The sequence below is a fragment of the Sphingomonas sp. GW821-FHT02B09 genome, from assembly GCF_059421875.1.
In genome coordinates this window covers 20,917-39,160 of the sequence record NZ_JBWKVV010000010.1, presented here as the reverse complement: position 1 = coordinate 39,160, position 18,244 = coordinate 20,917, and the positions used below count along the sequence as shown (strand labels likewise).

Sequence of the window (18,244 nt, the reverse complement as noted above, 5' to 3'; positions counted from 1 at the left end):
TCGTCTCAATCCGCCATTCCCAATTCAGCTGCCGTGTCCACGCCGCTCGTCTCGCCATCGGCCCCTACCGTTTCGGCCGCCATGCCGGCCTCCTCGGCGTGGTCCGCCGCAAGGCGGAGCGCGAACGACGCTCTGTAGCGCGGATCCCCGGTGGCGGCGTGGATCTGGTCCAGCGTGGCGAGGACCCGCGGCAGGCCGATCTCCCGCGCCCACTCGATCGGGCCTTGCGGGTAGTTGACGCCGTGCCGCATCGCCGCATCGACGTCGGTCTCGCTCGCCACCCCCTGCATGCTCGCCTCGAAGCCTTCGTTCGCGAGCATCGCCACGGTGCGCAGCGCGACCAGTCCGGGCCAGTCCGGGAGCCGCGTGGCGGCGATGCCCCGTCGCGCCAGCGTCGCGACGAAGCGGTCGACGGTCGCGTCGGGCACGCCCGGGGAGGTCGCGAACGCCACCCGGCGGGCGTCGGCGGGAAGAAGGTCGTGGACGATGGTCGGGGAGCCGCCGCGCGCGCGGCTCCGGGCGGTGCGACCGTCGCTCGCCGCGACGACGACGCCATCGACAATCGTCGGCTCGTCCGCCCGCCACGCGAACGGGGCTGCGCCGGGGTCGGGGGGCACGGTCGATGGCGGGGGCGTCTCGCTCCCGGCGGCATGGTCGTAGAAGCCGCGCCCGGTCTTGCGCCCGAGCCGCCCGGCGTCGACGAGCTCCCTCTGGAGGATCGAGGGGCGGTAGCGCGGATCCTGGTAATAGGCGTCGAAGACGGAACGGCTGACCGCGTAGTTCACGTCGTGTCCGATGAGGTCCATGAGCGCGAACGGACCCATGCGGAAGCCCGCGCCCTGGACCAGGAGCGCGTCCAGCGTGGCGGGATCGGCCACGCCCTCTTCGAGGAGCCTGAGCGCTTCGGCATAATAAGGGCGCGCGACACGATTGACGATGAAGCCGGGCGTCGAGCGCGCGTGGACAGGCACCTTTCCCCATTTCGCCGCGGTGGCGTGGAGGCGCGCCGCGACGTCCGGATCGGTTCCGACGCCGGAGACGATCTCGACCAGCCGCATGACGGGCGCGGGGTTGAAGAAGTGGAGCCCGGCGATCCGTTGCGGATGCCTGGCATCGCGCGCGACCGCGGTGATCGAGATCGACGAGGTGTTTGTGGCGATCACGGCGTCGTCGGCGACGATCGCCTCCAGTCGGGCGACGAGGTCGCGCTTCACGTCGGCGTCCTCGACGATCGCCTCCACGACGAGGCCTGCCCCGGCCAGATCGTCGAGCGCATCGACCGCCTTGATGCGGGCGATCAGCGCGTCCGCGTCGGTCCGCTCCATCCGTCCGCGCGCCACCATGCCGTCGAGGCCCGCCGCCGTTCTCGCGATCCCCCGCGCCGACGCTCCCGATTGCGCGTCGTGGAGCAGCACCCGGTGCCCGGCCGCGGCGGCCACCTGCGCGATGCCGGCACCCATGGTGCCGGCGCCGATGACGCCGACGACGACGGACGCGTCAAAGGGGAGGGCGACCGCGCTCATGCCGTGGCCGACCGATGCTTCGCCACGACCGCGCGCCGCGCCGGGGCGTAGCCGCCCTGTCCGGTCATCGCATGGATCGAGGACGTCACGTCGAAGTGGCGGGCAAGTCCCCCGCGTGTCACCCGCTCGACCGGGCCGTCGGGATAGCCGAGGCCGAGGCGGCAGGTCTTATCCATGTCGGCGGCGCTGGCGAGCCCTTCGTCGAGGAAACGCAACGCGTCGTTATATTTCGGCCGGACCAGCCGGTCGACGATCCGGCCGGGCAGGTCGGCGCAGACGACCGTCTTCAGCCCCGCGGCGGTGAAGACCGCGCGCGCGGCGGCAAGCGCGTCGGGCGACGTGCGCGGCTGGCGGACCAGCTCGACGAGCGGTGAGGGCGCGTCGTCGCCGTTGCGGTAGCGGGCGAAGCCGACGACGTTCGACCCCTCCTCGCCGCTGTCCTCGCCGGTATGCTCGCCGAGACATTCGAGATCGAGCTCGACAAGGACGGCGCGCCTGACCGGGTCGGCCGCGAAGCCGCCGCCGAGATGGACGGTGACCGCCGCTTCGCCGTCTACAGCCCGATCGAGGAACGGGTCGCCGGCGGGGAACGACCGGCTGTCGCCGCCCGTAACGATCGCGAAGCCCGGCGCGTCGCCGACCGGCGCCGCCGGCGCCTGGCCGAGCAGCCCCGACCCGGACTTGTTGCCCAGTCTGCCGGCCGCGACCATCCGGCGGCAGAGGGGCGGCACCGCCGCGCGCGGGTCCAACGTGATCGGGAAGAACGCCTCGCCGAGGCGCGCCTGCGTGTCGAGGCCGATCAGGTCGAGGAGGGTGCAGGGCCCCATCTTGTAGCCGAGGCCGGCGGTGATCGCGAGATCGATGTCCTCCGGCGTCGTCAGTCCCGCCTCGATGGCGCGGATGACGTCGTTGTTGAACGGCACGAGGAGGGCGTTGAGGATGAAGCCGGGCTTGTCCTGCGTTTCGACCGGCAACTGGCCTGCCGCCTCCGTCCAGCTCCACGCGGCGGCGAACGTCGCGTCGGCGGTGTTGAGGCCGCGCGACATCTCGACCAGCTTCATGAGCTGTGCCGGCAGGCAGAAGTGCATGCCCACGACGCGGTCCTCGCGTCCGCAGCCGCCGGCGATCTGCGTGATCGACAGCGTCGAGGTGTTCGACGCGAAGATCGTCTCCGCTTTGCAGGTCGCGTGCAGTTCGGCGTAGAACGCCTGCTTGATCGCGAGATCCTCGAAGATCGCCTCGATCACCAGGTCGCAGTCGGCGAGGTCGGCGAGGTCGGTGCTGTCGGTCATCCGCGCCAGCACCGCGTCGCGTTCGGCCGCGTCCATCCGGCCCCGCTCCACCGACTTGGCGAAGAACGACTCCGTCGAGCGGCGCGAGCGGGCCAAGCCGTCCGCGGAGCGGTCGAAGCAGATCGTCTCATAGCCGGCGCGCGCGGCCACGATCGCGATGCCGGCGCCCATCGTGCCGCCGGCGCCGCAGATGGCGACCTTCCTGATATCGTTCATCTGCTCCTGAAGCTCCGTCCGATGAGTTGCCGGTGGATCTGGTTGGTGCCCTCCCAGATCTGGGTGATCTTGGCGTCGCGCATTAGCCGCTCGGCGCGATAGTCGCGGCAATAGCCATAGCCGCCGTGGAACTGGACGCATTCGGTCGCCATCCGCATCGCCAGGTCGCTGGCGCGCAGCTTGGCAAGGCTCGCCTCCAGCCCGAAATCTCTCTCGCCGCCGTCGACGAGTTCCGCGACATAGTCGACCCAGCGTTCCAGCATCAGCAGCTCGCCGGCGAGATCGGCGATGGTGAACTGGTTGCCCTGGAAATCGAGCACCGCCTTGCCCGACTGGTGCCGCTCGCTGCCGTAGCTGACCATGTCGCGGAACGCGGCGCGGGCGATGCCGCGCGCGTGCGCCGCGACCGAGGGGCGGGACTTGTTGAGCGAGGCGAGCAGGATGCGCAGCCCGTCGCCGGGTTCACCGAGAAGATTCGCGCGCGGCACCCGCACGCCGTCGAAGGCGAGCGCGCAAGTCGACGAGCCGTGATGGCCCATCTTCTTCTCCTTGGAGATCACCGAGAAACCCTCGGCGCCCTTTTCCAGGATCAGCGCGGAGATCGCCTGCTTGGGATCGTCGATGCCCGCCCACTTCCCGAACACCAGATAGAGGTCGGCGACGTCGCCGTTGGAGATGAAGATCTTGGAGCCGTTCACGACGATGTCGTCGCCGTCCTCCTTGAAGCTCGTCTTCATGCCGGTCGCATCGGAGCCGGCGCTCGGCTCGGTGATCGCCAGCGCGCCCAGCCCCCCTTCCGCGATGCGCGGCAACAGCCTCCCGCGCTGCTCGTCGCTGCCGAAGTCGATCAGCGGCTTCATGCCGTGATAGTTGGTGGCGTAGATGATCCCGGTCGATGCGCACGCCTCCGAGATCAACGTCACGATTTCCAGGTACAGCGCATAGCGCATCGGCGTGCCGCCAAACGCCTCCGGCACGAAGATGGCGTTGAGGCCGAGTTCATTGAGCGCCGCGACGTTGGACCAGGGAAACTCGCCCGTCGCGTCGACATGCTCGGCATTGGGGGCGATCACCTCGTCGACCACGCGTTGCACCGCGTCCAGCACCATCCGCTCGTCGTCGCTCCAGTCGCGCGCGGCGAGGACCCGGTCCAGCATCTTCATCAGTGATTTATCCCTTGGCCGCCGTCCACGTAGATCGTCTCGCCGGTAAGAAAGCCGAAATCCTCCGCCACGATCGCCGCCACCAGGCGTGCGACCTGATCGGGGGAGCCGGGCCGGCCGGCCGGTATGCGCTGCGCCATCCAGGCGCGGACCTTGTCGCGTGCCAGCCAGTCGCGGTTGAGGTCCGTCTCGATATAGCCGGGCGCGACGTTGACCGTGCGGATGCCGTCGCGCGCCCACTCCACCGCCATGCAGCGCGTCATCGCCGCCACCGCCGCCTTGGATGCGCAATAGGCAAGGTTGTCGGGCACGCCGAGCTTGTCGAAGAACGAGCCGATGTTGACGATCGTGCCGCCGCCGTTCGCCTTCAGCAGCGGGTAGACCTCGCGCGCGGTGACCATCACCGCGGTCGCGTTCAGCGCCATGGTGCGCTCATAATCGGCGGTCGCCAGCGTGGCGATCGATCCGCCGACATGGACGCCGGCGTTGTTGACGAGCCCCGCGACCCGCCCGGCCTCGCCGATCGCGCGCATCGTCGCGGCCACCGCGGCCTCGTCGGTCATGTCGCAGGCGACGCCGCGGCCCGCCGGCGCGTCGCCCGAGCGGGACAGGCACACCACTGCCAGCCCGCGCCGGTCGAGCTTGGCGGCGATCGCCGCGCCGATCCCGCGCGAGGCGCCGGTGACGAGGATCTGGCCCTCATTCATCGCGGAACTCCGGCCGGCGCTTCTCTTCGAAGGCGGCCATGCCCTCCTCGGCGTCGGTGGTGCGGTAAGCCAGCGTCGACAGCTCGGCCTCGACGCGCAGCCCCTCGGCGAGCGGCAGGTCGCCGGCACGCTGGATCGCGCGCCGGGCGAATTCGAGCGCGGGCAGCCCGTAGCGCGTGAACCGGCCGGCGAACGCCAGTCCCTCTTCGCGCAGGTCGCCCTCGGTCACGGCGTTCACCAGCCCGATACGCTCGGCCTCGTCCGCCTTGACGGTGCGGCCGGTCAAAATGATCTCCAGCGCGCGGCCCTCGCCGATGAGCCGCGGCAGCCGCTGCGTGCCGCCATAGCCTGGGATCAGCCCAAGCTTGATCTCGGGAAGGCCGAAGGCGGCGGCGGGCGAGGCGAGGCGGAAGGTGCAGGCGAGCGCCAGCTCGCAGCCGCCGCCGAATGCATAGCCGTTCACCAGCGCGACCGACGCGATCGGCAGCGCGTCGAGCTTCGCGAACACCGCCTGCCCCAGCTCGGCGCCGCGCTTCTGGTCGACAAGGCCGCGCCCGCGCAGTTCCTTGATATCAGCGCCGGCGCAGAACGCCCGGTCGCCGGCCCCTGCGACCAGCAGCGCGCGCGCCGTGCGGTCGCCGGCGACCTGATCGATCGCGGCGCCGATCTCGCGCAGGATGTCGAAGCTGAGCGCGTTCAGCGCCTCCGGCCGGTTCAGCGTCAGGAGCGCGCAGTTGCCCAGGCGCGAGAGTTCAATGGGCATCGACGGGCCCCTTTTTCTGGACGTAGCGGACCGGCTGCGGCTCGATCTCGCGATGTTCCGCCATCGCGACGAGCTCGCGCTTCAGGATCTTGCCGCTGGCGGTGAGCGGCATGGCGTCGAGACGGACGAACCATTCGGGCATGTCGAACTTAGATAGGTTCTCGGCGGCGAGATGGTCCAGCATCGCGTCGGGCTCGACATCGCCGATCACCGCCAGGCATACGCGCTCGCCGAGCCGCTCGTCCGGGACGCCGAACGCGGCGGCACGCTCGACCGCCGGATGGGTCAGCGCCAGCGCCTCGATACGCGCGGGATAGATGTTGTGGCCGCCGCGGATGATGAGGTCCTTGATCCGCCCCTCGATGCGAAGGTTGCCGTCCTCGTCGAACGAGCCGAGATCACCGGAGAGCATGTAGCCGTGGCGGTTGAAGCTGCGTTCGGTCGCAGCCTGGTTGCCAAAGTAACCTAGCATCAGGCACGCGCCACGACCGCCGATCTCCCCCGTCTCGCCGCGCTGCAGCTCGCGGTCGGGCTGCTCCGGATCCCAGATGCGTGTCTCGTAGGCAGGCCCGCCGCGCCCGCAGGTGGTCGTCCATACCCGGATGGCGTCGTCCGGATGCGTGTACTGGTGCGACGAGCACTCGGTCATGCCGTAGATGTTCTGAGGCGCCACGCCCTGATCGACGAACGCCTGCGAGACGATTTCCGGGATCGGCGAACCTGCCATGTAGAAGGTCTGTACGGCGCCCATCGACGTCATATCCCGTCGCTTCTGTTCGGCCAAGATCTCCATGGCGTGGGTCGGAACCCCCAGGACGTATGTCGCGCCCGTTTCGAGAATCCAGTCCAAGCGGCTGAGGCCGGCGGGCGGATCGTCCGTCACGAATTCGCCGCCGCAGACGAGCCACTGGCCGATGCCGACCCATGCGATGTGATGCGACAGGGGGCTGAGTGAGAGAATTGTCGCCTTCTCGTCCAGCCTCCAATCGCGAGCGAGATCCCGCGCATTGGCGAGCAGGGTGTTGCTCGAGTGCATGACGCACTTCGGACGGCCGGTCGTCCCGGAGGTGAAGGCGAGGTAGACGACCGAGTCGGGGTTCGCATGCGCGCGTCGGCCGATGCCTGTAATGTGAAGGGGCGGACGGTCGGGCGAATAGATGCGCCGCAGGAAGGGCAGCGTCCGGAGCAGTGCGGGAAGGTCCTTCTGGGCACGGTCGGCACCCCAGCCATCCTCCGTCAGCAACGCTTTCGACTGCAGCTCGACGAGCAGCTCGACGACTTCGCCGCAGGTGTGCGTGCGGTGCAGCGACGGGTTGCACGCCATGCCCTCGCGGGCGCAGGCGAGGAGGGCGATCACCGCCTCCGCCCTGTTCGACATCCAGACGGAGATTCGGTCGCCGGGCGCGAGCCCGGCGTTCACGAGGTCGTCGGCCATCGCATCAACCCTCGCCTTGAGGGTGCGCCAGTCCAGCCGCTGGCGACCGTCCCGCAGGGCGTTCGCGTCCGGCGCGCGGGCGGCGTGATCGGCCAGCAGCGTATATAACGTGTCGTCGCGCCACAACCCCGCGGCGTAGTGCGCGCGGGCTGTGGCCGGATCGTGCAGGGTCAGGATCGGACGCATCGCTTCGCTCAGGATCCGATCAGGTCGGCGTCTGGCTTGCGTCGCTCGGCGAAGCTCGCGCTCAGCTCCTTGGCCTCGGGCGTGCCAAGATAGCTGCGGAGCAGCAGGTCGTGCGTCACCCGGGATAGGCCGCCCACACCGCCGTGGCGGGCGTTGAAGGCGCCCTTGATGGATGCGAGCGCGAAGGCGCCACGATCGGCAACCTCGAGCGCGTATTCGCGAGTGCGTTCCGCGAGCTCGGCGTCCGGAACGACGCGGTTGATGAGGCCTATCTCCTTCGCCTCCGCCGCCGTCATCTTCGGATTGGTGTACCAGATCTCCTTCGCGCGCTTCTTGCCGACGAGGTCCTCTAGATACCAAGTGCCGTAGCCGGCGTCGAAGGATCCCATCATGGGACCGACCTGCCGGAAGACGGCGCTCTCCTTGGAGATGGTCAGATCGCAGACCACTTGGAGCACGTTGCCGCCGCCAACCGCAAAGCCGTTTACGCTGGCGATGACGGGCTTCTGTAGACGGTCGATGGCTTCGTACATTTCGAGCGTCGGCAGGACGCCGGCATAGAGCCTGGTGTCCTGCATCCCTTCCTTACGGCCGCCGATGCAGAAGAAGCGGTCGCCCGCCCCGGTCAGCACGACGACCCGGGTGCGCGTTTCGCGCCTGATCGCCTCGATGCAGTCGCGCACCTCGTGGCACATGGTCTCAGTGAACATGTTGCCGTCCTGCGGCCGGTTCAGCGTAATCGTTCCGACCGGACCGTCCTCCTCGTAGAGGATCTCGGTGAACGTCATCGTCTCTCTCCTGCTCGGACGGCAGTGCCGCCAATGTTGTCCTCGGCGAGGACCGCTTCGGTGTGCTCGCCGAGCCTCGGGGGCAGTCCGCGGGGGACGCTCCACTCGCCGTCGATCTGGATACCCAGGCCAACCTGGGGGACTGCCCGCCCGCCCTCGCCGCAGAGGGTGAAGAACAGGCCGCGCTGGTGGAGCGCCTCGTCCGCCACGACCTCGTCGACCCGGTTGATGGGTCCGGCCGGAATGCGCGCCTCCGCGAAGGTCGCAAGCCACTCGGCGCGGGTGCGGCCGAGGAGGACGGCCTGTATCCTGTCCACGATGTCGGACCGGTGGAGCCGTCGGTCGGCGTTCGAGCCGAACTCGGCCTGGGTCCCGTAGTCCGGATCGCCCACCGCCGACCAGAAGCGCCGCCAGATTGCGTCGGATCCGAGACCGAGGTTCAGCGGCAGGTCGGCCGTCTCAAACGGCTGGTAAATAGCGATAACGCTGTCGGTGCCGCCCGATCGGCGCGGCACGGTCCCCGAACCCATGTATGAGGACAGCCGGCAGGTGAGGAACCGTGTCATGCTCTCGACCAGGCTGACGTCGATCCGCGCGCCGCGGCCGTGCCGGCCGCGGCGCACCAGCGCGGCCATCGTGGCCATGGCGGCATCTTGTCCCGCGAGCATGTCGGCGGCGGGAGCGCCGATTTTCTGGGGCGGCCCCGAGGCGTCGCCGGTTATGTCCATGATGCCCGAATAACCCTCGGCGATCAGGTCGTAACAGGTGAGGTCGGCTCGATCCCCCGTGAGCCCAAAGCCGGATATCGATACGAAGATCAGGTCCTCCCGGCCCGCGCTCAGAGCCGCATGATCCAGCCCCAGCTTCCGCTGAACGTCGGGCGGCTGGTTGGTGACGACGACGTCGGCGTCGCGGATCAGCGCCATGAGCCGCGAGCGATCGTCGTCCGACCGCAGATCCAAGACCACGCTTCGCTTGTTGCGGTTGATCGCGGTGAACCAGAGCGCCTCGCCATCGAGGAACGGAGGTCCCCAGTGACGCGCGTCGTCGCCTTCCGGCCGCTCGACCTTCACGATCTCAGCGCCGAAGTCCGACAGCAGCATCGTCGCGTAGGGACCTGCGACCGAGGTGGTCAGGTCGACGACCCTCACGCCGGAGAGCATGTCGAACGATCTGCCGGGTTCCGTGCCCGGTAGCGCGGCGAACGGCAGGGCATGCGGTTCTGCTTCGATCGTCTCCATTGCACCAATCCCTCCCGTCTCGTTGACAGTCGGGTTGCAAGCGCCGTGCCATCGATTGATCGAAGCACTTCGCGGCCCTTGGCGACTTTCGGCCGGGTGCCTGACGGGCTGCGGCTGTCGGCGGGATTGTCCGCGCGGCTGACAAGGTGTTCTCGCGGGGCACAATCCCGCTCGGGCGCGTCGCGGCCGTCCTCGGAGATGGACGGGGCGATGCGATCCTGAGCCGGATGGCACGGTGATTGCAGCTAGCGGGGGATGGACGCGTCGCAGCGTCCGCGGGATCCGGCTCGACGCTGCCGGACGATAGGGGATGAAGCCGGGGATGACCTTCACGTCAGATGCACTTGCGGGGCGGGTCGCCCTCATCACCGGGGGCGGCAGCGGGATCGGCCTTGGGATCGCTAAGGCGTTCGCCCAGGCGGGAGCAAGGCTCGTCCTCGCCAGCCGCAACCAGGAGAGGCTTGACGTCGCCGTCGCGGAGATCGAGGCCGCCGGGGGAGAGGCAATCGCGGTGCGCATCGACGTGCGTTCCTACGAGGACGTGGAGCGCGCCGTAGCGGCAGCCGTAGAGAGGTTCGGCTCGTTGGACGTCATGATCGCGAACGCGGCGGGTAACTTCGTCGTGCCCGCCGCGACCATGTCGCCCAACGCCTGGCGGACGGTCGTGGACATCGACCTGAACGGCACTTTCTTCTGCGCGCGCGCCGCCTACGAGGCGCTGAGGGCGTCCAAGTTCGGCGGGCGGCTCATCGCCATCTCCACCACCCGCGCGCTGGAGGGCTGGCCCGGCTGCGCGCACGCCGGTGCGGCCAAGGCGGGCATCATGTCCCTGATCCGCACCCTGTCCAGCGAGTGGGGCCCCGACGGCATCCGCTGCAACACCATTGCGCCCGGCGCCATCGGGGACACGGAGGGCGTCAAGCGCATCTACGAGGACGTGGGCGCCGCTGCGGCGCAGCTCTCTTCGGTTCCACTTGGGGAGTTCGGCCGGACCGCCGACATTGCGGCGGCGGCGGTCTACCTCTGCTCCGACGCGGGCGGCTACGTGACGGGAGCCGACCTGGTGGTCGACGGCGGCCGCAATCGCAGCCGCGCAGGGACGGGTACGCCGAAGGTCGCTCCCCGCGAAGAGAAGGCCGCATGACCGTTCGCCAACTGCCCCACCTCGAGACGGAGAGGCAGGGTCCCGTCCTGATCGTCCGCCTCGCTAACGAGGCGGCCCGCAACGCGCTGACCCGGGAGATGCGCTTTTCGCTCCGCGACGTGACCCGGGAGATCCAGGACGACCGAACGATCCGCGCCGTCTACCTGACGGGGAAGGGGCGCGGGTTCTGCGCGGGCGGCGATCTGCAGATGCTCACGAAGGCCGCCGATCCCTGGCCGGTGCATCGCCGCTTCCGGCACGCCGCGACGCTCTTCCCGCCGCTGCTCACCCTGGATCGGCCGGTGGTCTGCGGCGTCCGCGGGCACGCGGTCGGCGGCGGCATGGGCATGGCGCTCATGGCCGACCTCGTCATCGTCGGCGAGAGCGCCAAGTTCACGGCCGGCTTCTTCCGCCTCGGCGTCGTCCCAGACTGCCTGGCCCTCTTCACCCTGCCGCGATTGGTGGGCCTCGCGAAGGCGAGGAACTTCCTCTACACGGACGCGACCTGGGACGCTCGGACGGCGGAGGAGCTCGGAATCGCCCTGAAGGTAGTCCCCGACGACGAGGTGGACGCCGAGGGTCTGGCGCTGGCGCACAGGCTCGCCGCGGGGCCGGCGGAGGTGATGGGTCTCGCCAAGACGCTCCTCCTCAAGTCGTTCGAGACCAGCGTTGCTGACATGATGGAGCAGGAGGGGCTGGGCCAGGCGCTCGCCATGTCCAGCGCGGAGTTCCGGGAGGGGCTGGCTGCGCTTCTCGAGAAGCGGCAGCCCGACTACGTCGGCGCGGCGGAGCGCGGCTTCGGTTCGGACGGACTGCCCGCGTCGATCGCAGCGGAGGCCGCCGAGTGACGCTCCGCAACAAGGCGGTCATTGTCGGCGTCGGCGAGAGCGACATCGGCCGCCTCCCGCACATGACCGGTCTCGGCCTGAACGCGCAGGCCGCCAAGCGGGCGCTCGACGACGCCGGACTGAGTCCCCGCGACGTGGACGGACTGCTGACGGCATACTCCTTCACCGAGCCCTACTTTATGCTCGGCTCTGTCCTCGCGGAGTATCTGGGTCTCCAGCCACGGCTCTGCGCCTCGCTCGTCGTCGGAGGGGCGTCGCCCCTGGTCATGCTGCACCACGCCGCGCAGGCGATCGCGGCAGGGAGCGCCGAGGTCGTGCTCGTGTGCGCGGGCGAGAACCGCGCTACCGGCATGTCGCGGGACGAGGCGGTGGCCGCGCTCACCGCGGTCGGGCACCCATACTTCGAGGCTCCATACGGCGTCGGCATCCCGTCGCTCTACGCCATGGTCGCCAACGCCTACATGCGGAAGTACGGCACTCTGCGGGAGGAGATGGCCGCCGTCGCAGTGAACACGCGCGCGCACGCCATCCTGCATCCTTCCGCGCAGATGCGGATGCCGATCACCGTCGAGGAGGTGCTCTCCTCGAAGCCCATCTCAGATCCGCTGAACATGCTGGACTGCTGCCTGATCTCGGACGCGGGAGGAGCCTTCGTAGTCACCTCGCCGGAGCGGGCGCGAAACTTGCCCGGGCGCGCGGTGCATCTCGCGGGCATCGGCGAGGCGCACACCCACGAGCACCTCACGAACGCGCCTAGCCTGACCGAGTTCGGGGCTGCGAGGTCCGGGCAGCACGCCTACGCTATGGCCGGTCTCGGACCATCCGACATGGACATCGCGCTTCTCTACGACTGCTTCAGCATCGTCCCGATCATCGAGATGGAGGAGTTGGGTCTGGCCCCGCGCGGGGAGGGGGGCGCGCTGTTTGCCTCAGGCGGCGCGACGCTCGGCGGGCGGCTGCCCGTAAACACGCACGGAGGCATGCTCAGCCACGCCCATGCCGGCGCGGTCGGCGGCCTGATGGGCGTCGTCGAGGCCGTCCGCCAGCTACGCGGAGAGGCTGTCGGCCGGCAAGTCGAGGGCGCCGCCGCCGCGATCGTTCACGGCGAGGGGGGGATCCTCTCCTCGCACTGCACGGCGGTACTCACCGCCGAACCGCGTTGAGGAGCCTGTCATGACCGACGCCGCGAGAGGCATGTTCTGGGACGACTTCGAGGCGGGACAGCGCATCGAGACGCCCAGAAGGACGATCACCAGCACCGACATTGTGAACTTCGCCTGCCTGTCGGGCGACTTCAACGGCGTGCACACCGACTTCGAATACTGCCGCACCACTCCGTTTGGGGAGCCGATCGCCCACGCTCCTCTCGTCTACGCCGTGATGGGCGGGCTCCAGTATGCTAGCGGGGTCAACGACGGCACGCTCCTAGCTGTGCTCGGCATCGACGAGTGGCGGATGCATCTGCCGGTGAAGCACGGCGACACGCTCCACATGCGTTCGACCGTCCTCGACAAGCGAGAGACGTCGAAGCCCGACCGCGGGGTGGTCAGCTTCAAGCGCGAGTTCGTCAATCAGCGCGGCGAGAGCGTGCAGACGATGAACGCCACATTCATGTATCGCCGCCGACCGGCGGCCTGAGGATCGGACCACCACGATGGAAGCCTTCGTCTGCGACGCCATCCGGACCCCAATAGGCCGCTACGGCGGTGCGCTCTCGTCGGTCCGCGCCGATGATCTGGCGGCGATACCCATCCGGGCGCTGATCGATCGCAATACCGGCGTGGACTGGGACGCGGTGGATGAAGTCGTGTTCGGCGCAGCCAACCAGGCCGGGGAGGACAACCGCAACGTCGCCCGGATGGCTGCGCTCCTGGCGGGCCTGCCGACGTCGGTGCCGGGCGTAACGGTCAACCGGCTCTGCGCATCGGGCATGGACGCCGTCGGGGTCGCGGCGCGTGCGATCCGAAGCGGGGATCAGGAGCTGGCGATCGCCGGCGGCGTCGAGAGCATGAGCCGGGCGCCGTTCGTGATGCCCAAGGCGACCAGCGCGTTCGACCGGTCGCCGGCCATCTACGACACGACGATCGGCTGGCGGTTCCCCAATCCCGTCATGCACGCGCGCCACGGCACGGACTCGATGCCGCAGACCGCCGACAACGTCGCAGAGGACTACGGCGTCGGCCGGGCGGACCAGGACGCCTTCGCCTTGCGATCGCAGGAGCGCTGGGCGGCGGCGCAGGCGGCCGGCGTGTTCGCCGACGAAATCGTGCCCGTGACGGTGGCGAGAGCCAAGGGGCCGCCGCTGCTCGTCGAGATCGACGAGCATCCGCGGGCGACGACCATGGAGCGGCTCGTGGCCCTCCGAGGGGTGAATGGACCCGACAGGACCGTCACGGCCGGCAACTCGTCGGGCGTGAACGACGGCGCGGCCGCGATGGTCGTCGCCAGCGAGGCGGCGTTGCGCACGCACGGCCTGACGCCGCTGGCGCGCATCGTGGCGATGGCGTCTGCGGGGGTGGCGCCCCGGGTCATGGGCGTCGGGCCCGTGCCGGCGGTTCGGAAGGTGCTCGGACGGACCGGTCTGGCGATCGGCGACTTTGACGTCGTCGAGTTGAACGAGGCGTTCGCGTCGCAGGCCTTGGCGACGCTTCGCGAGCTTGGCCTGGACGACGACGCAGAACATGTGAACCGCCACGGAGGAGCGATCGCCCTTGGGCATCCACTAGGCATGTCGGGCGCGCGGCTCGTCATGGCCGCAGCAAGGCAGCTGGCGCAGGGCGGTGGCCGTTACGCGCTGTGCACCATGTGCGTCGGAGTCGGACAGGGGACGGCGATCGTGCTGGAGCGCGTCTAGGGCGCATCGCGGCCGACATCGCTGCGGATGCTCGGACCGGCTATCATGTTTGGCCAGCAGCGGCGGCGAAGCGCGCGGCTGCGGTGCCCGCCTTGCGGCCGAACACGACGCCCGAGGTGAGTCCCGCCCCACCGGGATAGCCGCCGTGGAAGACGCCACCGACCATCTCGCCGCAGGCGTAAAGGCCCGGGATCGGATCGCCGCCCTGCCGGAGGACCGCAGCGTCTTCGGAGACGCCAACGCCGCCATAGGTGAAGGTGACGCCACCCGTTACCGGGTAGGCGCGGAACGGCGGGGTGGCGAGTCGGCGCGCCCAGTTCAAGCGCGGCGGCTCCAGCCCCGGAGCGCCGCGGCCGTCCTTGATCGACAGGTCGAAGGGTGTTCGGTCGTCCACCGCGGCGTTGTAGGCGTGGATGGTGCGGAGCAGCGCCCGCGCGTCCAGGAGGTTGCTCAACGCAGTCGCGAGTCCGTCCAAATCGTCGGCCTCAACGAAATGGGCGCCCTCAAACCAGTAATCCTCGGGCAGCTGAGCCACAGCTTCGGCGTCGAAAATCTGCCACGCGCGGTGATCGGGCTGGGCCATGATAGCACGACCTACCTGCGCGTAGGTGAAGTTGCGCAAGTCGGAACCTTCGTCGACGAACCTCGCGCCAGCGGTGTTGACCATGACGCCCAGATGATACCAGATCTTGCGGTAAAGCTTCCGCCGCCTATGCGGGATGGATAGGTTTCCGAAGTCTGGTCCTTCGTGATCCGTCGGCGAGGAGTGGCAGTTCGCGAACGATCCCCGCGGTTCGGCGCCGGCACGCAGCGCCATCTCAAGGCCGTCGCCCGTATTGTGCGGCGTTCCCCTAACCCGCGCCGCGCCCCACGAAGGGCCTAGATGGCGCTCGCGCGCTTCGCGGCTCGCCTCGAAGCCGCCACACGCGAGGACCACCGCGCCCGCGACCACCGATCCTGCCGGCGTGGTCGCGCCAATCACCCGTCCGTCGGCAATGAGGAGATCGAGGACGGGGGTGTCGTAGCGGATCTCCCCGCCGAGCCGTTGAAAGATAGCCATCTCCGCGTCGATCAGCCCGACGCCCTCGCCTGACGACTGCAGCGGGAGCCCACCCCAGAAGACGTGCCGGCCATCGATCAGCGAGGATTGATGCGCATAGTTCGGGGCGAACCGGATACCATGCGCGCCCAGCCAACGGACCGCGGCGTAGCTGCCGTCGACGACGGCGAGCTGCTCCGCGCTCAAAGGGCGGCCTTGGTTGAAGCGCAGCAGATCCTCGCCGAACTGCGCCGCGACATAGCTGCCGAAATCGGTGCTCGCGAGCCTTGCGTCCGAAGGATCCTCGAGAAGCGGCAGCAGGTCGCCTCCGTTCTCATAGCAGAACCGCATCGCACCGGCGGTGTAGCGGCTGTTGCCGCCGCCCAGCTGCGCTCCGGCCTTCTCAAGCAGCAGCACCGATCTTCCCGCCTCCAGCGCGGCGATGCCGGCGCACAGGGCCGCATTGCCCGATCCTGCGACGAGTACGTCCACACGATCGGTCATCGCTTATCGGTCCCCGCGACCATGGCGACGACGCTTGCCATGGCTCCCGGCTTCAGCAAGGACCACGGGAACCCCTCCGCCTTCCACTGCTGGCGATCGGATCGCGACATCACCGGGCATCGTGTGCCGCCAGCCTGAACTGCGGCAGCGTCGTGCCTCCGTCGTCCGCGACGAAGGTGACCTCCACCCGGTCGTCAGGCTTTGCGTCGGTGGCAGCATCGCCGAGAAGGTTGGCGATCATCCTGGGCCCCTCGTCCATGGCGACGGCGACCACGACGTAGGGCACCCTTCCCCTGAAGGCCGCAGTCGGCGCGCGACGCACGACGGTGAGGCTCTCGATCGATCCCCGCCCGGCGCTGTCGACCTCCTCCAGCTGATCGCTCCAGCATATTGCGCATTGGTGTCTCGGGGGATGCTGCACGTGTCCACAAGGAGCGCACCGCTGGAAGACGAGTCTACCTTCGGCCGCAGCTCGCCAGAAGGATCTCGTGTCTCCCGTCTCCAGATTGCCCACGCCTTCCACTGCCGTTCTCCATGCGATCCGGCAGAAGCGTCGCAAAATGCGGGCCAGAACCGAGAGTGTGCGGCAGGGAAGGGCACCGATGATCACTCGATTGACCAAGCTGTTGTCGGGGCGTACACATAGAAGGCGATAATGACCACCTGGAGAACAGGGGGGCGTAGGAGAGTAGGTATGGAACAGGCTGGCGCGCAGAAGTTGGCGGGAGTGCTGATGATTCAGGACGGCGTGGTGACGACGTCTCATGGTGTCGGCACGGACAAACGGGTGCAGCGGCTCGCGACAAATTCAGGTTGGCTTGAGGATGCGCTCGACAAGCGGATGGTCCCGATCCTGCTCGAGGACGGTGCGCTCATCGCCTACGTCAGCCGCGTATCGGACGGCCACTTGCTCCTCCTGGTCGACGAGCCTTCGGACACCCTGCTCCGCTTCCTGATGACAGTCGACTTCTCCCACGACATTGTCGACCTCATTCTTACCGACCCCTATGACGCGATGGTCGTCATCGACGCCGACGAGCGCATTGTCTTCATCTCCCCGGTGCACGAGCGGTTCTTTGGCTTGGGGCCAGGGGAGGGGAGCGGACGCCCCATTCGCGAGGTAATTCCGAACTCTAGGCTCCCCGAGGTGGTGCACACCGGTGTGGCGGAGGTAGGACAGATCCTTCGGATGAAGGGTAGCGATCGCGTCGTGTCCCGTCACCCAATCAGGCACAACGGCGAAATCGCAGGCGCCATCGGTCGCGTGATGTTCAAGGGTCCCGAGCAGGTCGAGGAGCTTTCGCGTCGGGTCAACGATCTTGAGAAGGAGATCGCGCAATATCGCGCCGAGTCGCTGGAGACGAGCCGCGGCGAACGCTTCCTCGACGCAATTATCGGGCAGAGTCTCGCCATCCAGTCGGTCCGGCAGCAGATACGCAAGGTCGCGCCGCTTGACGTCCCCGTGCTCATCCAGGGCGAGAGCGGCACCGGGAAGGAGCTAGTGGCGCGTGCGCTGCACATGATGAGTCCACGCCGCGACGGGCGCCTCGTCACGGTCAACGCAGCCGCGTTGCCAGCGACGCTCGTCGAGAGCGAGCTGTTCGGCTACGCAGCCGGGTCCTTCACCGGCGCGGACAGAAAGGGACGTGCGGGCAAGTTCGAGCTCGCGGACGGTGGGACGATCTTCCTCGATGAAATCGGTGACATGCCCATCGAGGTGCAATCCAAGCTCCTGCGCGTCCTGCAGGACAGGGTGGTGGAGCGGGTTGGCGGCGATAAGCCGACGCGCGTCGACTTTCGGCTGTGCAGCGCCACTAACAGGGACCTCGAGGCGTTCATTGAGCAGAACAAGTTCAGGTTGGACCTCTTCTACCGGATCAGCCCAGTGACGATCGTCCTGCCAACGCTGGAGGAGCGGCTTGAGGATCTGCCGCTGCTCCTTCACCATTTTGTGGCCGAGATGGCCGACAAGTACGGCCGGCCGGTGCCGGAGGTGGCACTGAACGTGCCCGGACACCTGATGGAGCGTCGCTGGCCGGGCAACGTGCGCCAGCTCCGGCACGAGGTCGAGCGTGCATTTGTCTTCGCGGAGAACGGCAGGCTGACCGTCGACGACTTCGCGCACGAGGACGCCTTCGCCTCGTCGCGCCCGGCAATCGGTCCCAAACCTGCGGCGACGAGGCCGGGTGGCACGATCAAGGATGCGGTCGACCAACTCGAGCGAGACATGATCGCTGATGCGATGGTTCGCTTTAAAGGCAACAAGAAGCGTGTCGCCGAAATGCTCGGCGTATCTCGATCCTACCTCTACAAAAAGCTCGGCGAAGACATGTCCGAGCAGGATGAAGATCTCGAGGAAGCGGTCGCCTAACCGTTCTCCGTTCAAACGCCGCGCATGCGGCACGATTGTCGAGGCGCGCGTGCCGTGGCCGGGCCAAGGCGCGATCGCCGACCTCAACTGTGGCACGCAGCTTGCTGCTGACCTCAGGCAATGTGCCATCGTCCGGCTCGGCCATAGGGTCGCGTCTGCGCGGCGCCGGA

Annotated in this window: 16 protein-coding genes; 6 read left to right on the top strand and 10 right to left on the bottom strand. The window is 68.5% G+C overall.

The features are described from left to right. Window positions 1-5: 5 nt before the first annotated feature. From AC07U4_RS22525 to AC07U4_RS22490, 8 genes are read right to left on the bottom strand one after another with little or no spacing between them, the layout of a single operon-like run. Window positions 6-1,523, bottom strand: coding sequence for a 3-hydroxyacyl-CoA dehydrogenase NAD-binding domain-containing protein (locus AC07U4_RS22525; protein WP_495197188.1), 1,518 nt, complete (start codon window positions 1,521-1,523; stop codon window positions 6-8). After that, on the bottom strand, window positions 1,520-3,031 hold the full coding sequence (locus tag AC07U4_RS22520; protein ID WP_495197187.1) for a 3-hydroxyacyl-CoA dehydrogenase family protein: 1,512 nt from the start codon (window positions 3,029-3,031) through the stop codon (window positions 1,520-1,522). The genes AC07U4_RS22525 and AC07U4_RS22520 overlap by 4 nt, the downstream gene beginning before the upstream one ends. Continuing rightward, the gene (locus AC07U4_RS22515) at window positions 3,028-4,194 is read right to left on the bottom strand and encodes an acyl-CoA dehydrogenase family protein (RefSeq protein ID WP_495197186.1); all 1,167 of its coding nucleotides are present in this window, start codon (window positions 4,192-4,194) and stop codon (window positions 3,028-3,030) included. Before AC07U4_RS22515 ends, AC07U4_RS22520 begins: the two co-directional genes overlap by 4 nt. Beyond that, window positions 4,194-4,901 (bottom strand): SDR family NAD(P)-dependent oxidoreductase, encoded by a 708-nt coding sequence (locus tag AC07U4_RS22510; protein ID WP_495197185.1) that lies wholly within the window; start codon window positions 4,899-4,901, stop codon window positions 4,194-4,196. Before AC07U4_RS22510 ends, AC07U4_RS22515 begins: the two co-directional genes overlap by 1 nt. Then, the gene (locus AC07U4_RS22505; protein WP_495197184.1) at window positions 4,894-5,664 is read right to left on the bottom strand and encodes an enoyl-CoA hydratase/isomerase family protein; all 771 of its coding nucleotides are present in this window, start codon (window positions 5,662-5,664) and stop codon (window positions 4,894-4,896) included. Before AC07U4_RS22505 ends, AC07U4_RS22510 begins: the two co-directional genes overlap by 8 nt. Next, on the bottom strand, window positions 5,654-7,285 hold the full coding sequence (locus AC07U4_RS22500) for a class I adenylate-forming enzyme family protein (protein WP_495197183.1): 1,632 nt from the start codon (window positions 7,283-7,285) through the stop codon (window positions 5,654-5,656). The genes AC07U4_RS22505 and AC07U4_RS22500 overlap by 11 nt, the downstream gene beginning before the upstream one ends. Before the next feature lie 8 nt (window positions 7,286-7,293). Beyond that, a complete protein-coding gene (locus AC07U4_RS22495) occupies window positions 7,294-8,073 on the bottom strand; it encodes an enoyl-CoA hydratase-related protein (protein WP_495197182.1) in 780 nt (259 codons plus the stop codon). After that, window positions 8,070-9,314, bottom strand: a complete 1,245-nt coding sequence (locus AC07U4_RS22490; protein ID WP_495197181.1) for a CaiB/BaiF CoA transferase family protein — start codon at window positions 9,312-9,314, stop codon at window positions 8,070-8,072. Before AC07U4_RS22490 ends, AC07U4_RS22495 begins: the two co-directional genes overlap by 4 nt. A 322-nt stretch (window positions 9,315-9,636) precedes the next feature. Here AC07U4_RS22490 and AC07U4_RS22485 point away from each other — a divergent pair, with 322 nt between their 5' ends. From AC07U4_RS22485 to pcaF, 5 genes are read left to right on the top strand one after another with little or no spacing between them, the layout of a single operon-like run. Then, window positions 9,637-10,458 carry an SDR family oxidoreductase gene (locus AC07U4_RS22485; protein WP_495197180.1) on the top strand — a complete coding sequence of 274 codons (822 nt, stop codon included), beginning with the start codon at window positions 9,637-9,639 and terminating at the stop codon, window positions 10,456-10,458. Continuing rightward, on the top strand, window positions 10,455-11,306 hold the full coding sequence (locus AC07U4_RS22480) for an enoyl-CoA hydratase/isomerase family protein (protein WP_495197179.1): 852 nt from the start codon (window positions 10,455-10,457) through the stop codon (window positions 11,304-11,306). Before AC07U4_RS22485 ends, AC07U4_RS22480 begins: the two co-directional genes overlap by 4 nt. Then, the gene (locus AC07U4_RS22475; protein ID WP_495197178.1) at window positions 11,303-12,469 is read left to right on the top strand and encodes a thiolase C-terminal domain-containing protein; all 1,167 of its coding nucleotides are present in this window, start codon (window positions 11,303-11,305) and stop codon (window positions 12,467-12,469) included. Before AC07U4_RS22480 ends, AC07U4_RS22475 begins: the two co-directional genes overlap by 4 nt. Window positions 12,470-12,479: 10 nt before the next feature. Beyond that, entirely contained in the window at window positions 12,480-12,944 is a 465-nt protein-coding gene (locus AC07U4_RS22470; RefSeq protein WP_495197177.1) for a MaoC/PaaZ C-terminal domain-containing protein, read from the top strand. A 16-nt stretch (window positions 12,945-12,960) separates the two neighbouring features. Next, window positions 12,961-14,160, top strand: coding sequence for a 3-oxoadipyl-CoA thiolase (gene pcaF, locus AC07U4_RS22465; RefSeq protein ID WP_495197176.1), 1,200 nt, complete (start codon window positions 12,961-12,963; stop codon window positions 14,158-14,160). Between the two features lie 43 nt (window positions 14,161-14,203). On the opposite strand, the gene tcuA is transcribed toward pcaF, so the two are convergent. Together tcuA and AC07U4_RS22455 are read right to left on the bottom strand one after the other, a co-directional pair. Next, window positions 14,204-15,703: an FAD-dependent tricarballylate dehydrogenase TcuA gene (gene tcuA / locus AC07U4_RS22460; protein WP_495197175.1), complete on the bottom strand. Its 1,500-nt coding sequence runs from the start codon at window positions 15,701-15,703 to the stop codon at window positions 14,204-14,206. A gap of 109 nt (window positions 15,704-15,812) precedes the next feature. Further along, window positions 15,813-16,469, bottom strand: a complete 657-nt coding sequence (locus tag AC07U4_RS22455) for a Zn-ribbon domain-containing OB-fold protein (RefSeq protein WP_495197174.1) — start codon at window positions 16,467-16,469, stop codon at window positions 15,813-15,815. Here AC07U4_RS22455 and AC07U4_RS22450 point away from each other — a divergent pair. After that, window positions 16,398-18,074, top strand: a complete 1,677-nt coding sequence (locus AC07U4_RS22450) for a sigma-54 interaction domain-containing protein (RefSeq protein WP_495197173.1) — start codon at window positions 16,398-16,400, stop codon at window positions 18,072-18,074. The two genes, AC07U4_RS22455 and AC07U4_RS22450, sit on opposite strands and share 72 nt — an antisense overlap. Window positions 18,075-18,244 lie beyond the last annotated feature (170 nt).

What these genes read in the sequence shown, in the direction of transcription:
- AC07U4_RS22485 (WP_495197180.1), top strand. Translation starts at nt 9,637, where the DNA reads ATGACCTTCACGTCAGATGCACTTGCGGGGCGGGTCGCCCTCATCACC.
- AC07U4_RS22450 (WP_495197173.1), top strand. Translation starts at nt 16,398, where the DNA reads ATGGAACAGGCTGGCGCGCAGAAGTTGGCGGGAGTGCTGATGATTCAG.
- AC07U4_RS22505 (WP_495197184.1), bottom strand. Translation starts at nt 5,664, where the DNA reads ATGCCCATTGAACTCTCGCGCCTGGGCAACTGCGCGCTCCTGACGCTG.
- AC07U4_RS22510 (WP_495197185.1), bottom strand. Translation starts at nt 4,901, where the DNA reads ATGAATGAGGGCCAGATCCTCGTCACCGGCGCCTCGCGCGGGATCGGC.
- AC07U4_RS22495 (WP_495197182.1), bottom strand. Translation starts at nt 8,073, where the DNA reads ATGACGTTCACCGAGATCCTCTACGAGGAGGACGGTCCGGTCGGAACG.
- AC07U4_RS22490 (WP_495197181.1), bottom strand. Translation starts at nt 9,314, where the DNA reads ATGGAGACGATCGAAGCAGAACCGCATGCCCTGCCGTTCGCCGCGCTA.
- AC07U4_RS22480 (WP_495197179.1), top strand. Translation starts at nt 10,455, where the DNA reads ATGACCGTTCGCCAACTGCCCCACCTCGAGACGGAGAGGCAGGGTCCC.
- AC07U4_RS22525 (WP_495197188.1), bottom strand. Translation starts at nt 1,523, where the DNA reads ATGAGCGCGGTCGCCCTCCCCTTTGACGCGTCCGTCGTCGTCGGCGTC.
- AC07U4_RS22515 (WP_495197186.1), bottom strand. Translation starts at nt 4,194, where the DNA reads ATGAAGATGCTGGACCGGGTCCTCGCCGCGCGCGACTGGAGCGACGAC.
- AC07U4_RS22520 (WP_495197187.1), bottom strand. Translation starts at nt 3,031, where the DNA reads ATGAACGATATCAGGAAGGTCGCCATCTGCGGCGCCGGCGGCACGATG.
- AC07U4_RS22470 (WP_495197177.1), top strand. Translation starts at nt 12,480, where the DNA reads ATGACCGACGCCGCGAGAGGCATGTTCTGGGACGACTTCGAGGCGGGA.
- pcaF (WP_495197176.1), top strand. Translation starts at nt 12,961, where the DNA reads ATGGAAGCCTTCGTCTGCGACGCCATCCGGACCCCAATAGGCCGCTAC.
- AC07U4_RS22455 (WP_495197174.1), bottom strand. Translation starts at nt 16,469, where the DNA reads ATGAGACGTCGTCACCACGCCGTCCTGAATCATCAGCACTCCCGCCAA.
- AC07U4_RS22500 (WP_495197183.1), bottom strand. Translation starts at nt 7,285, where the DNA reads ATGCGTCCGATCCTGACCCTGCACGATCCGGCCACAGCCCGCGCGCAC.
- tcuA (WP_495197175.1), bottom strand. Translation starts at nt 15,703, where the DNA reads ATGACCGATCGTGTGGACGTACTCGTCGCAGGATCGGGCAATGCGGCC.